The organism is Pseudomonas sp. B28(2017), from assembly GCF_002113025.1.
Classification (GTDB): Bacteria; Pseudomonadota; Gammaproteobacteria; order Pseudomonadales; family Pseudomonadaceae; genus Aquipseudomonas.
Map to the genome: position 1 here is coordinate 273,078 of NZ_NEJH01000003.1, position 19,162 is coordinate 292,239.

Genomic DNA, 19,162 nt, shown 5'->3' on the forward strand with positions numbered 1-19,162 from the left:
CTCCTACAGGGGATTTCAGTCAGGCTGAGGGACCTCGAAGCGCTGCTCTGACGTCGTGTCGCGCTTGATCATTCGCTTCATCTTCCACTCAAATCCCAGCGTCAGGCTCACCGCCGCACATGCCAGGCCCAGCGCCAGCCCCCACCAGACGCCCGTTGGACCCCAATGCAAGTGGAACGCCATCCACCACGCGGCCGGAGCGCCAATCAACCAATAGCAGCCCAGGCCGACGAGGAAGGTGGTCTTGGCATCCTTGAGCCCGCGAATGCAGCCCATGGCAATGGTTTGCGTGCCGTCGAACAGCTCGAACCACGCCGCCACCGCCAGCAGGCTCACGGCGAGGTTGATGACATCGCGAAACGCCGGGTCGTTGTGGTCGAGGAACAGGCCGACCAACTGGTTTGGCAGCAGCCAGAAGACCATGGCGAAACACAGCATCGCCGCCGCCCCGAAGGCAATGCCAACCCGCCCGGCCAACCGCGCATCCAGCAGTTGCCCGGCGCCGTAGTGCTGGCCGATGCGCATGGTGATGGCATAAGAAATACCCGCCGGGACCATGAAAGCCACCGAAACGATTTGCAGGGCGATCTGGTGTGCACCCAGCTGCGTGCTGCCCATGGTGCCCATGCACAGGGCGGCGAAGGCAAACAGCCCGACTTCCACCGCGTAGGTGCCGCCAATCGGCAGGCCCAGACGCCACAGTTCCTTCAGGTACTGCCGGTTCAGGCGCGACAGGCCCTGACGCAGCGGATAGGCCTCATAAGCCGGATGCCGACGAATGTGCCACGCCAACGCAAGCGCCATGAGGTTGGCGACAATCGCCGTGACCAGCCCGATGCCCATCAGTCCTGGTTTCGGCAGGCCGAACATCCCGGTAATCAGGGCATAGTTGAGCAGGAAGTTGGCCACGGTTCCGCCCAGGCTGATGACCATCACTGGCGTCGCGCGGCCAATGGCGCTGGTGAAGCCGCGCAGGGCCATGAAGCTCAGGTAGCCGGGCAGGGCGAACGGCAGGAAGATCAAAAACTGCCCGGCCATCTGGACGTTGCTTTCGGTCTGGCCGAACAGCAGTAGCACTGGTTTGAGGTTCCACAGCAGCAGCCCGGCGACCAACGCCATCAGCCATGCCAGCCACAACCCGGCCTGGGTCAGCCGGGTAGCCCCGACAATATCGCCGGCACCCTGACGGATCGCCACCAGTGTGCCGACTGCCGCGATCACGCCGATGCAGAAAATCGACACGAACGAATAGGTCGCCGCGCCGAGCCCGCCACCGGCCAGCGCCTCGGGACTCAGGCGCGCCATCATCAGGGTGTCGGTGAGGACCATCAGCATGTGCGCCAACTGCGAGGCAATCAACGGCCCCGCCAGCCGCAGGATGGCCCAGAGCTCAGTACGTGCTGGATGCTGCATGGTCATCACGCTCGATTATCAAAGGAAACAGGAAAGCGTCGATTCTCGGCGCTCTGCGGGGATTGCACAAAGGGATAAAAAGGATGGGTAGCATGAGTCAGACTCATGCTGGTGAGTTTCTGGTACGGTAGCCGGATTGCCCTATAGGAGCTGTCCTCTTGTCTCGTCGTCTTCCTCCCTTATATGCCTTGCGCGCATTTGAAGCGGCGGCGCGGCATAGCTCGTTTACCCGCGCCGCCGAAGAGCTGTCGATCACTCAGAGCGCCGTCAGTCGACACATCCGCACGCTCGAAGAGCATTTTGCCTGTCGGTTGTTTCACCGTAGCGGGCGCAACTTGCAACTCACTGAGTCGGCGCGGTTGATCCTGCCGGGCATCCGTGACGGTTTCACCGCGCTTGAGCGCGCCTGCAATACCTTGCGCGCCGAAGACGACATCCTGCGCATGAAAGCCCCGTCGACCCTGACCATGCGTTGGTTGCTGGCACGCCTCAGTCGCTTCCGTCATCTGCAGCCGGGCAACGAAGTGCAATTGACCAGCGCGTGGATGGACGTCGATTCCGTGGACTTCAATCAGGAGCCGTTCGATTGCGCCGTGATCCTCGGCAACGGGCATTTTCCTCCGGACTGGGAGGCCACTTTGTTGTTTCCGGAAGAACTGATTCCAGTGGGCGCGCCGAATCTTCTGAACGATCAGCCGTGGGATGTCGCGCGCCTGGCCAGCACCGAACTGCTGCACCCAACGCCCGACCGTCGTGACTGGCGCAGTTGGCTGGAACGCATGGGCCTGACCGATCAGGTCTCGCTCAAGGGCGGCCAGGTGTTCGACACTCTGGAATTGGGCATGATCGCCGCCGCCCGAGGCTACGGTGTGTCCATGGGTGATTTGTTGATGGTGGCGGAAGATGTGGCGCAGGGGCGATTGAGTTTGCCGTGGCCCACGGCGGTCGCCAGCGGTGAGAATTATTACCTGGTCTGGCCGAAAACCCGCCCCGGAGGTGAGCGTTTGCGCCGCCTCAGCGATTTTCTTTTGGGTGAGGTTCGGGCGATGGATTTACCGGCGGTGGAACACCTGAGTTGAATCGATAGAGCTCAAGCTATACCTCGGTCAATGGTTCAAGTTTGCAGATTTTCCGCCGAAAATCTGCAAACGGAACCTTCGTGCCGGCTCGATGGGGTCATCTCGGTTCAGGATCTATCCCTGGCTAGTCGCACTTGGCATTGCTGGATACTTCCTTGCTCGCCTGTTTCAACAGGTTACCCAACTCAGCCGCATTGGTGCTGTTGTAAACCCGACCTCCGGTGTTTTCAGCGATACAGCGTGACGGGCCGCCAGCACCGATTTTCACCACGTTGACCCGCAGGCGCGGTTGTTCCCTGGCGATTCGACGGGATACCGCGCAAACGTCCTGCCCGCAACCGTCTTCTCCGTCGACGAACATCACGATCACCGCATCGTTATTGCGCCCGTCGACGGTACTCGCCGCGTGGGCCAGGCTGTCGGCCAGCGGTGTACCGTCGTCGGGAACCAGGCCTCGAATCCCGTTGATCAGCCGCGGGCGGTCGCCGAACTTGAACAAACCCTGGTCCGGTGTTCTTTCACAGCCGGCGAAGGTGATCAGGCGTGTGTCGATCTTCGGGTCCAGCCCGTTGATCATGCCGGCGAGCGAGTCCTTGGCGACGTCCATGCGGCTGGGTTTGGCGGTAAGCCGCATCGTGCGGTTCGGGTCCAGGAGCTTGTTGATGTCAGGACCGAAGAACCAGTCCTCGTCGGATTTCACTGACTTGATGTTCAAATCCATCGAACCCGAGGTGTCGAGCACCACCACGAACTGCGGGACCTCTGCCTTCGGCGCTGTTTTGCGGCATGCGAAGTTGTCCAGCGTCGGGGCGGGTGGCGGGGCAGCCACTACCGGTTTTGGTGGGGGAACCGGTTTGGGTGGCGGGGTCGGCTTGGGTTCTGGTGCCGGTACCGGTTTTGGTGGCGGGACCGGCTTGGGTTCCGGTACCGGTTCTGGCGTGGGTTCTGGTGCCGGAACAGGTTTCGGTTCCGGTTCCACGACAGGCTCGGGGACAGGTTCAACCGGTTTCTCAACCGGCGTCACTACCGGTGCCACAGGCGCTACAGGCGGAACCACGACAACTGGTTCACGGTGCAGGAACCACCAGAGCCAGAGCGCCAGAAGCAGCAACAGCAGCGCGAGCAAGGCCGCCGCGATCCACCAGCCACGACGCGACGGCGGCAGGACGGGCACCACCGGCGGCACGACCGGTTTGGGCGGGCGCTGGTTCCAGCGCACCACCAAAGGCTCACCGTTGAGGCTGTAGAGTTTGTCCAGCTCAGGTGTGCCGAGCAGGCTGCGCAGGTCGTCCGCTACCGTCGGTTGACCGCGTTTTTGCAGTTCATCCGCCAACTGTCCGAGGGACGTCTGACGCACTTCATAGGTTTCCAGCAAACGTCGTCGCGCGTCCTCGTTTAGGTCGGCATAGGGCGTGGGTTGGCCACCCAGTTCGGTCCACCATTCCAGCACGTCGCCGCTGCCCATCCGCGGGATGGCAAACAGACTGGCGACAGTCGGCGGAAAGTGTTTCCGGATGAGGGCGACTTTGGCTTGCAGCGCACTCATCCCCTCCGATGTGGCTTGCGCATCCCTGATGACCCGCTGCATGACGACGATTCCTGAAAAAGTGCAGGCATCCGTCGGGATGCCCTGCGGGGTGGAAAGTTACTCTTCGTAGCCGAGGCTGAATTGCAGCTGGTTGACCTTCTTCTGCAACGCTTTGAGCTCTTGCTGCTTGGCCGCCAGCGTCGCTGGCGTTGACTTGGTCGTTGGCGCCGCTTGTGAAGCCTTGAGCTGCTTCTCGAGGTCGGCAATCTGCTTCTGTACCTGGGCTTCATTGCCACGCCGGGCCTTGAGCGAGGTCAGCAGTTGCGCCAGCGACTGGTTCAGCGCCGCCTGGGATTTCTGCTGGCTGGCCAGATCGGTCTTGGTGCTGAGTTGCTGGGCCTGAATGTTCTCGTACACCTGACGGAACATTGCGTTTTGCTGCCGGGACTCGCTCAGGGCCTGTTCCTTTTGCTTGACCTGATCGCTGTAACCACCGGAGTAGTCGCAGTTCATCTTGGTCAGCATGCTGCTGTCGCGATTGGTCGCATCGCATTCGCCGGGCTGGGTCGCGCAACCGCTCAGGGCCAGGACGGCAGTGATGACCATCAGTTGTCGTAGCGTCATGTGCTTACCCCAGGGTGATTGCGGAGCGTTGGCTGTACAGAGCGTCGACTTCCTTCTGCAGGCTGACGACTTTCTGGTTCATTCTCTGAATGTTCATCTCCACCTGCCTGATCTCGGCGCTGGTGCCTTGTGAACGCTCGGCGTCTGCCACTTTGCTGTACTCGGTGACTTTGATTCGCATGTTGGCAAGGTCTTTGCGCAGGCGCGCGATGTCCGAATCGATCCCGGCGATTTGCGCCTGAGCCCTGTTCTTGTCGACTCTCTTGTTGGCGATGTCCTTTTTGATCTGGGCAATTTGCGCATGGTCATCATTGATCACTTGCTGAGCGGTCGCAGTCCGGGCGATCACGTTCTGCGTGTCTTGCTGGACGTCGCTGTTCATCTTCGCCAAGCGGGTGGAGGTGTTGGCGTATTCGGCGCGACGTTGATCCAGGTAATAGTTCGCGCCCATGGCCACGCCACACGCGGTAATACCGGCGGCGATGACGCACACGGTTTTGTTGTTGCTGTTGGACAGTGCGCAAGCGAGGATGCCGACACCGGCGCCGACGGCGCAGGCCTGGTAACCGGACTTGCTGAAGAACTCTGCGTCATTGCCCTGGGTCAGGCGAGGGTCGGCACCGTCGCCTTCGCCTTCGCCCAGCATGGAGCTGCCGGTATTGGCGCAACCGGTCATTAGCAGGCTGCCGGCGACTACGAAAGCGATCTGTAGCTTGAAGCGAGTCCAAAGGCTGCGCGACATGGTGAAACTCCTGGGTAACGGTGTTGATGCATTGTTATTGAGTGACGGTTTTGCAGCTGGTCAGCCAGGCTTCAGTGTCGATTTTCTGCTTTTGCAGGAACGCTTTCTGATTGGCCCAGTGGGTGCGCAAGTAAGGTTTGAGGTCTTGCAGCTGTTTGTTGCGGGTGATGATTTCTTCCATCACCGGGACTTGCGTTTCAAGCAGTGGCTGGCCGTACAAGGTCGCCGATTCCACCAGACTGCTGGCGTAGTAACGGCTGAGCTTGTGCAGGCGATCCTTTTGCTCGTCGAGCTTGCCTTTACGCATGTCGCAACTGGCATCTTTGTCTGCGCTTTCGCAGTTGAGCTTGTAGTTCTTTTGCAGGAAGTCGACGTACTGGCCGTCGTCGAGCATCTTGGTGCACAGGAACGCACCCAGGTTGAGGCTGGCACGGATCGCCTGGTCGCGGGTTTCTTCCTGCTGCTGGTTGCTGGCGCGCAGCTGGTTCTCCAGGGCCTGGAGCTTTTCCTTGAGCGCTTTGTCTTCTACGCCCGAGGCGAGGCTGTTCAGGGATTGCACGGTGCCTTTGTCGGCAGATTCGGTTTCCTTGCTGCCGGTGCCGAGTTTCTTCCAGCTGCTTTCGATGCTGGCGACCCGTTCGCGAGAGGTGAGGGTCGGGGAGACCAGCACCAGTCGCAGGCCGGTGGTCTTGTTTTTCACCTGGCCTTCGGCGTTGTAATACGGCTCTTCCTTACGTAATGCCGTACGCAGGTCGGCCTGCGCGGTCAGGTAGTTTCCGCCACGGACGACGTAGCCGCCAGCCTGACCGTGCTGGCGGTCGAGTTTGTTCAGGCGAAACGGCTCGAACATCATTTCGTCGACGTTACCGAGCATGTCATGCAGGCCCAGCGGGTTGGGCTTTTGCAGACCGGTCAATTGCACTTTGCCGTTGGACGATTGCGCCCCGGCGAACCACTCGTAGGCGTTGATGCCTTCTGGCATCGGGTAGTGCGTGTCGCGGAATTCAGCGGCACCGACTTCCAGCCCGCCGCGCGCGGCGAACTCCCATTCGACTTCGGTTGGCAGGCGCAGGAAGCCTTGCGCGCCGTCTTCCTTGGGCAGCTTGCCGGCGGCGTTTTTGCGCAGCCACAGGTTGTACTTGTCGGCGGCTTCGACGGCTTGCACCCAGCTCACCGCGGTTTGCGGCAAGCGCATCTTGGCGGCGGCTGTGGGGCAGGTTGCTTCAGTCAGTGCGGCGTATTGCAGTTGGCTCATCTCGTACTTGGCCATCAGGTAGTAGCGGGATTTGTCGTTCTTGGCCCCGGTAAAACTGCCGGCGATAAAGGTCGGACGGGTTTGCTCGACATAGCCGTATTCCGCGCCGTCCTGACCGATGTTGATCGGGTAGTCGTCCAGCGGACCGGCGACCGGAATGAACACCTTGCGAAACACCATCGAACCTTCGCAGGGCATCGGCAGCACGACGTCGCTAGCCTCGGGCATCGGGTTGTAATACTTCTCTTCCCAGCCCGCCGCCGAGGCGTCGAGCAAGTAGCCGAGGCTCAGGGGTAACAGCAAGCCAAAACGTTTATAGCTCACGCAGACTCTCCGCAGGTTGGATGTTGATGGCTCGCAGGGCGCCGATCACGGCCACCAGTGCAGCGACCAAAAAGGTCAGGAGCAAGGCGGCCAGGCCGTGCCAAACAGTGATGTGGCAAACGAAGGTGCCGGTGGCCTGGCTGCTGCCGAGCAGGTTATCGAACACATGACTGCCCACGGTATAAAACCCCAGCCCGCCAACGTAGCCGGCCAAGCTCAGTAATAGCGCTTGCAGGACCACGAAACCGCCGACAGCCCTGCGCTTGAAGCCCAGCAGACGCAGGACCGCCAGGCTTTTGCGTTTACGGTCGATGTTGGCCAGGAACGCGCCAACCATCGACGCCACGCAGCCGATCAGCGCCGCCACGGCGATCACACCGAAGATCAGTCCCAGCACATGGTTGATGGCTTTGACGTTGTCGATGTCGGCCAGTCGGCTCGACGTCTCGATGTGTTGTTCGTTGAGCCAGTGTTCCAGCGGCGCGACCTGGTCAATGTCGCGCGCATATACGCGGGCGCGGGCATACAGCGGTTGTAGATTGCCCTGAGGCTTGCCGGTGGCAACGCCGAACCTACTGACCTGATAACCATCGCGAAAACGCTCCAGATCCAGCAGCAGCGATGGGGCGACAAACCCGGCAGCGCGACCGAAGCGGGCACCGTCGAGCACCGCCAGCACCGTCAGCGTCATTTCACCGCGTTCATTGATACCTTCCAGACGGCGCAAGGCCCGCAGTTGCACGCTGTCGCCGGCCTTGGCCTGCAAGCGTTGCGCTGCGCTGGCGCTGAGGATCACTTGATTGCCGACGGGGTTGAGTGACGCCATGTTCAGTTGTGGGTCGCCCGCCTCGGTGGCGATGATCTCCGCGCCTTCGACAAACCGTTGCATGCCGATCAGCAGGTCAGCCTGGGTATTGAGCGAGCGGGTCTGGCCGAGGGCAAAACCGGTCTCGGGGCGCAGGCGTAAACGCTCGATCCAGGCCGTGTCGTAGTTGCCGTTGCTGAGCATCTTCACTTCAAGGTTGCGCGGGTCGCGCAGCAGTTCGTCCTGCAGCTGGCTGACCACTCCGTGTTTGAGCCCGAACAGCAACAACAACGGCGCGATCACCGCCACCAGGGAGGCGGCGATACACAGCGAGACCTTACGGTCGTGCCAGAGGTCTTGCAGTGCCAGTGAGCCCAGCAGGCGCAAGCGATCAGTCCATCGGTTCAAACAGAGTCTCTCCCTGATGGCTGATGGCGCCGAGTCGCGGCAAGCCGAAATTTTTCAGCAAGGCCCAGTCATGAGATACAACGAGTGCACTCAGGCCCATGCTCGACACCAGGCTCAGGAGCAACTCGAACAAACGCCGGGCACTGTGAGGGTCGAGCGCGGCGGTCGGCTCATCGGCCAACAGCAGCAGCGGCTCATGGGCAATTGCCCGAACGCAGGCCACGCGCTGGCGTTCGCCGATCGATAAGGCCTGAGGTTGTTTATCCAGCAACCCTTGCAGGCGCAACACGTCAACGGCGTGGTCGATGTGATCGCTCTTTGCCGGCATCCCGAGCAAACGGCGCGGCAGGCTGATGTTGTCTCGCACGCTCAGGAACGGCAGCAAGCCGCCGCTCTGCAAAATGAATCCCAAATGTCGTGAACGCACCGCTGCAAGAGCAGGCTGGTCGTCAGTGGCCAGCAGTTGGGCGATATCCTGAGCGTGCGTCGGGCCCAGCCGAAAGCGCTCGAGTTCCACCGGCGCGAGCAACAGGCCAATGGCTTCGAGCAGCGTGCTTTTGCCGCTGCCGCTTTCGCCGGTGATGGCGAGGATTTTCCCGGCGCCGACCTGCAAGTGCGGCAGTCGCACGTGATGAGCCTGTGCGCCTTCACCACGGCGCACCAGCAGGTTCTTGATATCGAGCATCGGCGTCTCTTTAAGGCATCATTTCCAGTGGCACGGGGTAGACGTTGTCCCGCGCATCGCTGTCTTTGGCTAAAGCTACCCAACGGTCAACATCGGCGTTGTAACGCTGGTAATGCCGCAGTTTTGTGTTGAGCGTGCGGATGAATTTTTCTTGTGCCAGACCATCCCAGCTCTTCCAGGTCTCTTCATCCAGGTTCAGCACTTCACTCTGATAGGGCAGGTCTTCGAGGTATTCACCGAGGACGCCCATGTCCGCCAGTTTGGCGTTGCTGTTCTGTTTGAGCTGATTGGGATCGGCGCCCATGGTCGCCGCCACCGAGCGCAGGCGATTGAACATTTCCGTAGGTGAAATCAGGCCTTCGTTAGCGGCATCGAGAATCTGCTTCATCACGTCGCTCAAGTCGCTGAGCTGTGACTTGGTCAGCAGCACCCGCACATCGGTGGTCGGAATGTTCTGCTTGATCAGGTCGCGGTCAGTGATCCACGCCTTGAACACTGGCGGGGCTTTGCTGTTGGTCCTCTCGCCGAGATAGGCGAGTTGCATGGCGTGGCCGATCAGCGCTGCGTCTTCGAGCATTTTCTTCTCGGCCGGATCCTGCTTGGCGTTCGCCGCGCTGCCGATGGCGTCTTCGCCCATGTAGGCGGCTTTGACTTGTGTAGTGATCGCCCCGGCCAGTGCGTCGACCTTGCGACCGAATTCCTGCACATCGCCAGCGTTCACCGGGTAGTACAGCGAGGTGTTGGTGCCCGGGTAGGTCGACAGGTTCTGGTACTGCGCCTCAGCCTTGGCGTGGTCCTTGGCCCCGGCCGGGGTTTTCAAGTGCAGGGTGTAAATCGCCACGCCCGGGTTGGCGGCCTCTATACGCACCTGCGCGGCGCTCAAACCGGTCTTCGACAGCTTGTCGTCGCCTTCGATGGCGCCCGCGTCGGTGATCAGTACCACGTAGCGTGCGCCGAACTGGCTCCAGTCGACCTTGTCGATGCTCTCCATGACCCCGGCAAACGAGTCTTCATCGAAGCTGCTGCTCGACACGGTGGCCTGTTTGAGGTCTTTGATCCTGGCGAAAAAGTCGGCGCTGTCTTTCACCTGCGTCGGGTCGGCGTACATCCTGGTGGTGTATTCCAGACCCGGCACCGCCTGGGTGTTGGAGCGGAAAGCCACCAGGCCGAATTTGACCTGTTTGCCGAGATTCTGCGCTTCGATCTTCTGGTAAACCTTGCGGATCGCCTCGCGGGTGCGGTCGATGTAGGGGTCCATCGAGATCGTAGAGTCGATGACAAATACTACGGCCGCACTGAATTCCTTCAGTTGGTTGGCCTTTTTCTCTTCGGCTTCCTTGCTGCCGGCAGCGCTGTTTGCAGCACCGCCCTTGGCATTCTTGTCATCCGGCTTGCTGACGGAGGCGACGTTGAGCAGGCGCGTGCGGAAACCGCTTTCGGTCATGACTTCTTCGCCACTGAGCACCGGCAGCAGGTAGAACTGCTTTTGCAGGTCGACGAAGTATTCAGGTTCTTCAGCCAGTACGCCCGGTGCTTGCCGGCCCTTTTTCAGCGTGGCCCGCAGCGGCGCGACTTTGCTGACCGGGTCCGGTGCATCAAGGATGCCTTCGACGGTGGCGCGGTCCTTGAAGAACAGCAGCCGGTCGCGGTTGGCCGGGTTGGTGAAGGCCAGCGTCAGTTGCATCTTCCAGTCGGTGGTACAGCTGGCAGGCAGCCAGCCAATGGTTTTGCCGTAGCTGTCGGGGCCGACTTTCAGCCACTCGGCGTTGTTTGCTTGCGCGCGCTCGTACACATAAAAGCGGCTGAAGACCGGTTGTGCGTCACCTGCCGCACCGCCCGCCGTCGGGCTGATTTTGCAGCCCGGCGTGGTCAGCACGCGTTGGAACAGGGTCTTTTTACCGGCCTGGATCAGCGGTTTGTCATCGGCCTGGGACAGCGGGCTGATGCACAGCGCCAGTAATGCGGCGCTGCTCAGCAGGAATCGACTCATGGGCGAACGCATCACTTCTGCAACTCCTCGAAACGCTGCTTGGCTTCGGCGTTGTTCGGGTCCTGGGTGAGGATGGTTTCATACCAGTAGGCGGCGGTGGCGTTGTCCGCGGCCGGGAAGCACTCGCTGGCCTTCAGGTATTTAGGGTCGTATTCGCGGGCATAGGCGTTGGCGATCAGCGCGTCACCGGCCTGGGCACGGTTGGCGTACAAGCGCTGGGCGACGCCGCAGTGTTTGCCGGCCTTGGCCTGGTTGATGATCTCCAGCAATCTGGCACTGTCGGGCGCTGCCTTGATGCAGGTCTGGACAAAGGTCAACTCGGGCAGGGTGTTCATGCTGTCGAGGGTGCAGGCTTGAGCCTCGGCGCCGGCGGGTGCGGTGGCAGTGGCTGCAACCGCAGGGGCCGGGGTGCGCTTGTAGAACCAGAATCCGGCGCCCGCCGCCAGCAGCAACACCACAATCAACAGACCGATCAGGCCTTTGTTGCTTTTCTTCACCGATGCGGGAGGCGGCGCGTAGGCGGGCTCGGTGAGCACCGACTCCAACTCTACTTCTGGCTCGGCGGTGGACAGGGTCAGTTCAGGCAGCTCCGGGATCTCCGGTGCCGGTGCCGGTGCCGGTGTGCTCGGCGCCGTCAGTTCGGCACCGCCGTAAGTCGAGCGTGTCTGGCCGCCGGCCGTGGACGGCAACAAGCCGACGCCTGGCCGAACTACGCCTTTGTCAGCGTGGCCTTGGCTCTGTTCGCGCAGTTCGATCTGGAACTGCGAGTTGGCGACGCCTTCCAGCAGTGGGTCAACCACGTTCGGTCCGACCTGCGTTTCCATAGCTTCGCCGTTGGCCGTGAGGTTGAAGCGCGAGACCTTGAACCAGAATGGATTGTTGCTCCAGGCCTTGTGGTCCTGAAGGTAAAAACCGTCCTGGTTGCGCTGAATGGAAAACTCCAGCTGTTCCTCGCCACCTTGCCATTTCTTCACAGTGAGACGGGCCTGGCCAGGCACATTGGGCTCTAACGCGAGCAGGTCGACACGAATTGGCATTGCTTATCTCGCTGCGAAGGCTATGAGCACTTGGCCCAGCCGTTCGTTCTGTTCAGGGGTTATTTCACGTCCGGCACCATGGCCGGCATTGTCCTGCGTGATGTAGGCCAGGCCCGAGAGCCAGTCGCCTAGATACCGTTGCGCCTGATTCGCCGGTTGCGCTGGCAGCACGGGCACTTGTCCCGGGCCAATGTCGGTGTAGAACGAAAACAAAGGCGCCTTGGCTCCGGCGCGGCTGTTCGGGCGCTCGCTCACCGGCTTCTGGAGGTAGCCGAACCAGGACACGAAATCGCGCAGCACACGTTGCACTTCCAGTACCTGGCGTTCGACCAGTTGATCGCGCCGCGCGCCACTTTGCGCGCGCTTGAGGACGGCGCGGCTCAGTTGCCCCGGCAAGTCCTGGCGATAGCCGGCGGTGATCAGTTCATCGACCACCGCTTCCAGCAAGGCCTTTTCCAGCCCCAGCAGGTTGAGCAGGCTTTGCCGGGTGGTCAGTTCACGCAGATGCGCGATCCAGGCCTTGAACGCCGCTTTGGCGAAACGGTGTTCGTTGCTTTGCAGCTCAGGTGCCGGGGTGCCGGTATTACTGCTGACCGGCGCATCTTGGCTCAGGTCGTCACCGAAATCGAAATCGAAACCGGCGTCGTTGCCGTACAGGCTCTGGCTCGGTGTCGGGGCGACCGGCTCGTCGTTCACTGCCGGCTCGTCATCGGTTTCGTACACGCCGCTGAGGTACAGGTCGCGCACCTCTTCACTCGGCATGTCGAGTTGATCGATCAATTCGCCAAGCACCGCAGGGCGACGGCCCAGGCCTGTCAAAATCATTTGCGCCTTGGCTTTCTTGACGGCTGCGGCACTGTCGTCGTCAGCATGGTACCAGGTGCTCAGGCCGTGAGTGGTCAGGCCTTCGAGGCATTCGCTCAATTGCTCGCGGATACGCTGCAATTTGAATTCGATATTGGCCACACCTTTGAAGCTGCCGCTGAAGTGGCTGATGCCACCGTCATCGTTGCGCAGCATTTCTGCCCAGGCGTTGGCCGGGTTCTTGATGTGTTTGCACACCAGAGCGTTGCTGGCGAAGCTGGTACCCAGCGCGCTGACACGTTCCTGATAGATGGCATTGAGGCCGGTTTCCGCACCCGTCACGTCCTGCCCGATGAACGCCGCGTCCATACGCGGTTTGCGCACCAGATAGGTGTTCTGGAACGGTGTGCCGGCCCAGTCGTTCATCCAGCTCAGGCTGCCGAAACGCTCCAGCATGGTCAGCTTGACCATGCCGTTCCAGCTCTCGTCGTACTGATCAGGTGTCAGGCTCAGGGAGTTGGTAATGCGCAGGTCGAGCATGGTCAGCGCCCAGATCAGGCCGGTATCGCGCTTGCTGCGAGCGGCCGAGTCGGCGCCCTGGGTTTTTTCGATCCAGCGAGTCAGCACCGGGCCCACGTCGTTGACGTCGCTCTGCTTGGTCGAACTGGTGCAGACCACCAGTGCGTTCATTTCCTGGTTGTCGGTGTAGCGTTCGAACAAGTAGGCGACCTTGCCGCGCAGGATCAGCTGGGAAACGGAGTTGTCCTTGGTGCAGGTTTGCGGGTCGTTGGAATCGGCGATCTCGTGCAGTTTCTGGCGCCCGCGATAACCGGGGAAGTCCAGCAGGTCGACCTGATTGACGATGTCATCCACCGGCGCTTCGATCAGGCGGAAGGTCATTTCGGCGGTCAGTGCCGCCAGTTGCGCGACCGTAATCACCTGACTGTTTTGCAGGCGATCGCCAACCAGCGGTCGAACATCGATCGGCAAGTCCAGCGGGCTGCCGAAGCGTTCGAGGATGTCGACGTTCATGATGCTGTCGCGCTGGCTGTAGGTGTCGTTTTCGAAACTCACCAAGGCCTTCAATGGTGCGAACACAGTCTCAGGCAGACCCAGCTTGTGCAGCGCGCCGGCCAGTTTCTGGTACACGCGTGTCAACTCGCTTTGCTCGCCCCAGAGGATCGAAAACAGCTCGGCCCGTTCCTGGAAATTCAGGCGTGGCACCAATTGCAACGCTTTGGGCCAGTACAGGGGCTCAAGCTTCTTCACCGAGTTGCGGAAGTTGTCGCGCAGGTAATCCCACAGTGACACCAGATCGTCAGCATTGACTCCCGTTTGCAGCGGGCCGGTTTCGCGGCCTTCGAACGGTTTGAGCACGCGCTGGATGCGCTCTTCGTCGATCTCGTAAGAAATCCTCTCAAGGTCGAAATCCTTGAACCAGGCGTTGGCGAGAATCTTCGCCAGCTCGATTTCCTTGAACAATGTAAGTTCTACCGGGAAGTCCTTGTCCTGACTTTCCGTCGCCCGACGGCTGAAGCGCGTTACCAGGCCGGTGGCTTCCTTGCCACCACCCACCGGGTTGATGTGCTTGATGAAGTCCAGGTGCTGGCCGCCGAAATCGGTTTCCAGTTTGCCGTTCTGACCGGCGGCGAGGGCCGAAATCAGGTAGGACTTGCCGGCCTGGGACAAGCCGAAAAAGCCAATGGTCATCGGTGTGCAGGCCACACGACCGAGGCTTTGAGCCAGGTTGCGAGCGCGGTGCAGGCGGATGTTCAGGTTGTCGGCTTCGCTGTCCAGACGCGGCGCATTGCCGCGCGTCTGGCCAATCCAGTCCAGCGCCTGACCGGCGCCTTCATAAACAGCGGCCCAACCGGCAGAGAGCTGAGTTTGATCGGGGGTCAGGTCTTTCATTTGCGTTTCACACTTCCACTGTCGAGCCAGTACTTGGTCTCGCTCAGGCCGGCGTCGAGCATGGTGTTGAGTTCCAGCTCGAGGTCGCTGCGCGGGTTGAAGTTGACGTTGTTGCAGTTGGATTCGATGTCGCGAACCGAGAGGCGGTCGCTGACCAGATCCTGCTTGCGCGTGTATTTGTCTGCCGGTTTGACCTCAAACCGCACCTTGAGCAGCGGCGCGCTGCCGTTTTCACCGATTGCCCGGGAAAACTTCTCCCGACCCGTCTTGGTGAACCGCAAGGTGTACAACGGAGAGGCGGCCCAGCGGTCAGCGGCCAACTGGCGGAAACCGAGGCGCAGATCGCCGCGCATTTCCAGCTGCGGCGTGTCGGCGGCGTCGCCAACGCCAATTTCAGGCAGCTTGATTTTGTAGTCTTCGGACTGGATATCGCGGTACAGCACGTCGGCATCCTTGATCACGTTGTTCAGGTCGATGACGCCAATGTGCTTGACCGTTGAATACGGCTTGAGCGCCGATGCCCGGAAGTAGAAGTTCGGCACGCTGTGGTTGGCGCACAACAGGCAGAGCATGGCGCCGACCGAGGCGGTGCTTTTCGGGTCGTCGATCCGGCCGCTCTTGTGAAACGGATACCAACCGCCGGTGCGGTAGTTTTGCAGCGCAAGAATGCGTCCCGGTGGCAGCGGCAACACCTTGCGAATGAACGCCTGGATGCCGGGCAGGCGCGAAGGGCGGCCGGTCAGCAGCAAGACATCACACGGGTAATGCGCGACCACTTCACACAGCGCACCAAGAATCTTGGTGATGTTGATCTGGTCGTTGAGGAACGCGGCGTGGAGCTTTTGCAGGTCGAAGCTGATCGGCGCGGCATACAGGTCGAAACCGCTCTGACCGCCGACATCGCGGCGTACGGCGGCGTTGACGTAGTCGAGCACGGTCTTGCTGATCGCGTTGTCACCGAGTAATTGGCGGTAACTTTGCGGAGTGACTTCTTGCGGGACCTGCGGATCGTAATGTTCGTACGCCTTGAGCAGCGCCAGGCCCAGCGGGGCGAACACCTGAAGGTTCAATTGTTGACGCAGGATCATGTCCTGGGCACTGACCGACTCATCGCCACACAGCCGTGACATCAGTGAATTCGGGGCTTTCACGCCAGCGTTCTGCAAGGCTTTTTCGAAGCTCGGCAGGACGAAGTCCTGAACCACGTCCAGCAGGATGTCGTCGCCGGCCACTTTGAAGCCATCGCGAAAACGCTGTTCGGGCACGATGTGCACGTTGCTGCCGCTGCCGGTATTACCCGCGCGGTCGAGGCGATAGTCAGTGATCACCAGGTCGGTGGTGCCGCCGCCGATGTCGATGGTCGCGATGGTGATGCGTTGGCGGTCGGCCTTGTCCGGCCGGGCGATGGTGTCAAAAAACTCTTCCGGGTGACCGGCGAAGTTCTCGTTGACCTCGGTGTACAGGTACACCAACTGGCCGCAGGACGCTTCGTCCCATTCCACGCGGATACTCGGGATCGGCGTGCGCGGGCTGACGGCCTGATCCTGATGTGGATCTTCCTCGCCGGCATGCCAGCCGAGGCTTTTCCACACCAGGCCGATGGCTTGCAGCATGCGTTCGTTGAGGATGCTGCGCTCGGCCTGCGGCATGCCCGGCGGCACGGTCAGGGTAATGCTGTTGAGTTGGCGCGGCACGCGGGTGTGACCCTGGCGCGAACGCTGGGCCGGGCTGTTGATTTGCGACAGCGCCTGGGCCAGTACTTCGGCGAGCATGAAGGTCATTAGCGAGCTGCGTGAATAACGCGGCATGAACACCGGCAGACGATCGTCTTCTTCGAGGCTGTATAGCGCTTCGCCGGTTTCGTTGATCAGGTGCGAGAACGGCGCGGCGGTGGCGTACGGCTCGTTGTCGGTCTTGATGTACGAGCAGTTGAAACGCCAGCCGTGGCCATAGGCGTTCTCGTCCCACAGATAGCGTTTCGGGCTGGACAGGCCAGTGGAGCCTTCGGTGCCGCGACGACGACTGGCCAGACGGCTGGCCTCATTGCCGACACGGGCAATCGTCGCCCATTGGAACGCATCGTGACGGCCACTCTTGACCGAACAGTGGTCCTTGCCGAAATACGCCTGGGCGAATTCCACGCGGCTTTCGAACGGCAGGTTGTAGGTGTGTTCGGGGGTGATCAGGTCGCGCAGTTCCAGCACGTAGTTCTGCTTCAGCCCGGAGCCGGCCTGACCGTGATTTTCGATCAGGATGCCGCAGGTGCGTGAGTTGCCGACGTCCAGCACCAGGTCCACCGGAATAGGTTTGACCAGGCCATTGCTGTCGTTGGCGACCACTTTCAGCTCGGGGATTTCAACTTTCGCCCGGGCCGTTGACTGCTGGGCGGCTGACGGTTTGCTCAACAGGCTGAGCAAGTTGAGGTAGTGCGCCAAGTGATAATTGGCGCGGATATCGATGTCCAACTCTGCGCGCGAACGGTGGGCACTGCCCTCATTGAACACTTCCAGCAGCCATTCGTTGACCCACGGCTGTGCCAGAAACCAGCGGGTTTCGCTAGCCTTGGTCGCCAGTTTGAAAGACACGCCGGAGCTGATGTCTTCTTCGTTTGGCGCCAGATATGCAGTGCCGTCACGCTTGGGCATCACACGGCTGTCGAACGCCATCGTCAGTCGGTGGGTGTTACCGTCGATGTCGGGAGTCGCCAGCTTCACCAGGCGCATGCGCGACCAGTTGGTCGGACCTTCGTCGAAGCGATGCGGGGGCATGAAGCGGAAAAACGGGGTCGGCAGCCAGATACCGTCGAGCAAGTCGAGGCTGCTTTTCATGTCGACGCTGAACGCAGGTTTGGCTTTTTCAACCTTTTCCGGTTCGGGCTCGTAGAAAAAGAAGTCTTTCTCTTCGTTGTACGCCAGGCGGCAGATCAGCCCGCTGATCATCGGTGCGAACTCGCCCGCCGGTTCCTTGCGGGGATCCAGGCGCAGAGCGAAATCCATGAACTGGATGCCGGTGTCGCTGACCAGCGTGACGGTGTCTTCGAATTGAGTGACTTCAGGCAACATGTCGGGTTATTCCGTTTTTATTCGGCCACTTGCCGCATGGACATGGGGAATTGTTCTTTTCCGTAACCGCCGGTGCAGTCCGCGACCGTGGTCGCCCCTTTGCGGCAGTTGACCTTGGGCATGTCGTAAGTGCTGCCATCGCCGCAAACGGCCTGGCCCTGGCTGTCGATGGCCAGGCTGCCACCCTTCATAGTAGCGCTCACCGGCCCGCTACATTTCGAGCCGTCGGCCTGGTGTACAGTGACTTGGCCCTTACCATCCTTGAGCTGGTATTCCAGACGCAGCGGTTTGCCGGTCCGGCGGTCCTGTATCCCGGCGCCTGCGCTGTACTGACCATCGAGAAACCTGGCGGCACCGTCGGCGGCGTCTGGCGGGATGCTCAGGGGAGGGCCGGGTTTTGCGGCTACGGATTTTTCTGCCTCGGGCGATGTGACATCCGGCGGCGCGGTTTTGTTTTCGGGTGGCGCGATTTTGTTTTCGGCTGCCGGGTCTTTGGCTGGGTCTTTGGTCAAGTCGGCGGGTGCTGCGTCAGCCTTGTTACCTTCGACAGCCGGCGCTTCCGCACCCTGTGTTTCGGTTATGGCGGTGCCGGTGCCGGTGCCGGTGCCGTTGGTGACGCCTACGACGGTGCCAGTCACGGGGACGCCATTGAGCGTCGTGACATCGCCGGTCAGTGGCGGCTCTTCCAGCTGTTTTTCCACCGGCACGACGCCCTCGGGCAGCAGGTCTACCGCCACCAACGGAATCGGGACGCACCCTCGCAGGCCGAGCAACAGCCACAAAAGCAGCAGCAGGAACGGCAGCAGCAACAGCCACCACCAGCGACGCCACCACGGACGAGCAACCACCGGTACAACGGGCGCAACAACAGGTGCTTCGACCACGGGTGGCAGCGTGAACGCGGGCGGGACCTGATAGAGGCAGTGCAGGGGATCGCCATTGCCGGTACCGGCATGCTCGAAACCCCAGAAGGTCAGCACTGGTTTGCCTTGCACCAGGTAGACGAAGTTTTCGTCCGGGAAATGAATCACGCGCTTGAGTAGCTTGCCGAACACGGCTTTGTCGCCTTGCTGCTGTTCGGCCGGATCAGTGCCCAGGAAACGCTGGCTCAATTCCTCGAGCGCGGTCTTGAGGGCTTCAAGTTGGCGGCGGGCAGGGGCACGTTCTTCTTCGGTCGCGCTGCTCCACGGGATCACATCGCCGTCGAGAGCGCTGTACCAATCGATCCGGTTGCCGAGTTCATCGCTTTGAGGGATGGCCAGATGATCGACCAAATCGGGGTTCTTGCGGCGAATGGCTTCGCGCAATTGCAGGGCTGCCCGGTAGACCGGTTGACCTGTTTCGCCGAGGGCTGTGAATGACCCGCTCTTACCGCTGCGTAATAGTGCCCCGCGCATTCAAACTCCATACGATCCGTTGCGCAAAAATGACAGACAAATGTGTCTGTACTTGCTCCTGCAATTAGCGGACGACCTTAGTGTCATTATGATATCGC

The 19,162-nt window shown here is 61.0% G+C and carries 13 protein-coding genes; 1 reads left to right on the forward strand and 12 read right to left on the reverse strand.

Annotated elements, in window-relative coordinates:
* Window positions 1-15: 15 nt before the first annotated feature.
* Window positions 16-1,413 (reverse strand): NorM family multidrug efflux MATE transporter, encoded by a 1,398-nt coding sequence (locus tag CAF65_RS10510; protein WP_085716219.1) that lies wholly within the window; start codon window positions 1,411-1,413, stop codon window positions 16-18.
* A 158-nt stretch (window positions 1,414-1,571) separates the two neighbouring features.
* On the opposite strand from CAF65_RS10510, the gene CAF65_RS10515 reads away from it, so the two are divergent.
* Complete coding sequence (locus CAF65_RS10515) at window positions 1,572-2,492, forward strand: LysR substrate-binding domain-containing protein (protein ID WP_008022081.1); 921 nt, start codon at window positions 1,572-1,574, stop codon at window positions 2,490-2,492.
* 124 nt (window positions 2,493-2,616) lie between these two features.
* Here CAF65_RS10515 and CAF65_RS10520 read toward each other — a convergent pair whose 3' ends face one another.
* From CAF65_RS10520 to CAF65_RS10570, 11 genes are read right to left on the reverse strand one after another with little or no spacing between them, the layout of a single operon-like run.
* The gene (locus tag CAF65_RS10520; protein WP_085716220.1) at window positions 2,617-4,080 is read right to left on the reverse strand and encodes a VWA domain-containing protein; all 1,464 of its coding nucleotides are present in this window, start codon (window positions 4,078-4,080) and stop codon (window positions 2,617-2,619) included.
* 57 nt (window positions 4,081-4,137) lie between these two features.
* Window positions 4,138-4,644 carry a hypothetical protein gene (locus tag CAF65_RS10525; RefSeq protein ID WP_085716221.1) on the reverse strand — a complete coding sequence of 169 codons (507 nt, stop codon included), beginning with the start codon at window positions 4,642-4,644 and terminating at the stop codon, window positions 4,138-4,140.
* Between the two features lie 4 nt (window positions 4,645-4,648).
* Entirely contained in the window at window positions 4,649-5,386 is a 738-nt protein-coding gene (locus CAF65_RS10530) for a hypothetical protein (protein WP_085716222.1), read from the reverse strand.
* Between the two features lie 34 nt (window positions 5,387-5,420).
* A complete protein-coding gene (locus CAF65_RS10535) occupies window positions 5,421-6,965 on the reverse strand; it encodes an SUMF1/EgtB/PvdO family nonheme iron enzyme (RefSeq protein ID WP_085716223.1) in 1,545 nt (514 codons plus the stop codon).
* Window positions 6,955-8,178 (reverse strand): ABC transporter permease, encoded by a 1,224-nt coding sequence (locus CAF65_RS10540; RefSeq protein WP_085716224.1) that lies wholly within the window; start codon window positions 8,176-8,178, stop codon window positions 6,955-6,957. Before CAF65_RS10540 ends, CAF65_RS10535 begins: the two co-directional genes overlap by 11 nt.
* Window positions 8,162-8,863 (reverse strand): ABC transporter ATP-binding protein, encoded by a 702-nt coding sequence (locus CAF65_RS10545; protein WP_085716225.1) that lies wholly within the window; start codon window positions 8,861-8,863, stop codon window positions 8,162-8,164. The genes CAF65_RS10540 and CAF65_RS10545 overlap by 17 nt, the downstream gene beginning before the upstream one ends.
* Before the next feature lie 10 nt (window positions 8,864-8,873).
* Entirely contained in the window at window positions 8,874-10,853 is a 1,980-nt protein-coding gene (locus tag CAF65_RS10550; protein ID WP_085716554.1) for a vWA domain-containing protein, read from the reverse strand.
* An 11-nt stretch (window positions 10,854-10,864) separates the two neighbouring features.
* Window positions 10,865-11,890 (reverse strand): hypothetical protein, encoded by a 1,026-nt coding sequence (locus CAF65_RS10555; protein ID WP_085716226.1) that lies wholly within the window; start codon window positions 11,888-11,890, stop codon window positions 10,865-10,867.
* A 3-nt stretch (window positions 11,891-11,893) separates the two neighbouring features.
* On the reverse strand, window positions 11,894-14,605 hold the full coding sequence (locus CAF65_RS10560; protein WP_085716227.1) for a putative virulence factor: 2,712 nt from the start codon (window positions 14,603-14,605) through the stop codon (window positions 11,894-11,896).
* Window positions 14,602-17,667 carry a virulence factor SrfB gene (locus tag CAF65_RS10565; protein WP_085716228.1) on the reverse strand — a complete coding sequence of 1,022 codons (3,066 nt, stop codon included), beginning with the start codon at window positions 17,665-17,667 and terminating at the stop codon, window positions 14,602-14,604. The genes CAF65_RS10560 and CAF65_RS10565 overlap by 4 nt, the downstream gene beginning before the upstream one ends.
* A gap of 17 nt (window positions 17,668-17,684) precedes the next feature.
* On the reverse strand, window positions 17,685-19,064 hold the full coding sequence (locus CAF65_RS10570) for an SrfA family protein (protein WP_085716229.1): 1,380 nt from the start codon (window positions 19,062-19,064) through the stop codon (window positions 17,685-17,687).
* Window positions 19,065-19,162 lie beyond the last annotated feature (98 nt).

Excerpts from the sequence above, each read along its gene's own strand:
- CAF65_RS10510 (WP_085716219.1), bottom strand. The coding sequence starts at position 1,413 with ATGCAGCATCCAGCACGTACTGAGCTCTGGGCCATCCTGCGGCTGGCG.
- CAF65_RS10520 (WP_085716220.1), bottom strand. The coding sequence starts at position 4,080 with ATGCAGCGGGTCATCAGGGATGCGCAAGCCACATCGGAGGGGATGAGT.
- CAF65_RS10525 (WP_085716221.1), bottom strand. The coding sequence starts at position 4,644 with ATGACGCTACGACAACTGATGGTCATCACTGCCGTCCTGGCCCTGAGC.
- CAF65_RS10530 (WP_085716222.1), bottom strand. The coding sequence starts at position 5,386 with ATGTCGCGCAGCCTTTGGACTCGCTTCAAGCTACAGATCGCTTTCGTA.
- CAF65_RS10545 (WP_085716225.1), bottom strand. The coding sequence starts at position 8,863 with ATGCTCGATATCAAGAACCTGCTGGTGCGCCGTGGTGAAGGCGCACAG.
- CAF65_RS10550 (WP_085716554.1), bottom strand. The coding sequence starts at position 10,853 with ATGAGTCGATTCCTGCTGAGCAGCGCCGCATTACTGGCGCTGTGCATC.
- CAF65_RS10555 (WP_085716226.1), bottom strand. The coding sequence starts at position 11,890 with ATGCCAATTCGTGTCGACCTGCTCGCGTTAGAGCCCAATGTGCCTGGC.
- CAF65_RS10560 (WP_085716227.1), bottom strand. The coding sequence starts at position 14,605 with ATGAAAGACCTGACCCCCGATCAAACTCAGCTCTCTGCCGGTTGGGCC.
- CAF65_RS10565 (WP_085716228.1), bottom strand. The coding sequence starts at position 17,667 with ATGTTGCCTGAAGTCACTCAATTCGAAGACACCGTCACGCTGGTCAGC.
- CAF65_RS10570 (WP_085716229.1), bottom strand. The coding sequence starts at position 19,064 with ATGCGCGGGGCACTATTACGCAGCGGTAAGAGCGGGTCATTCACAGCC.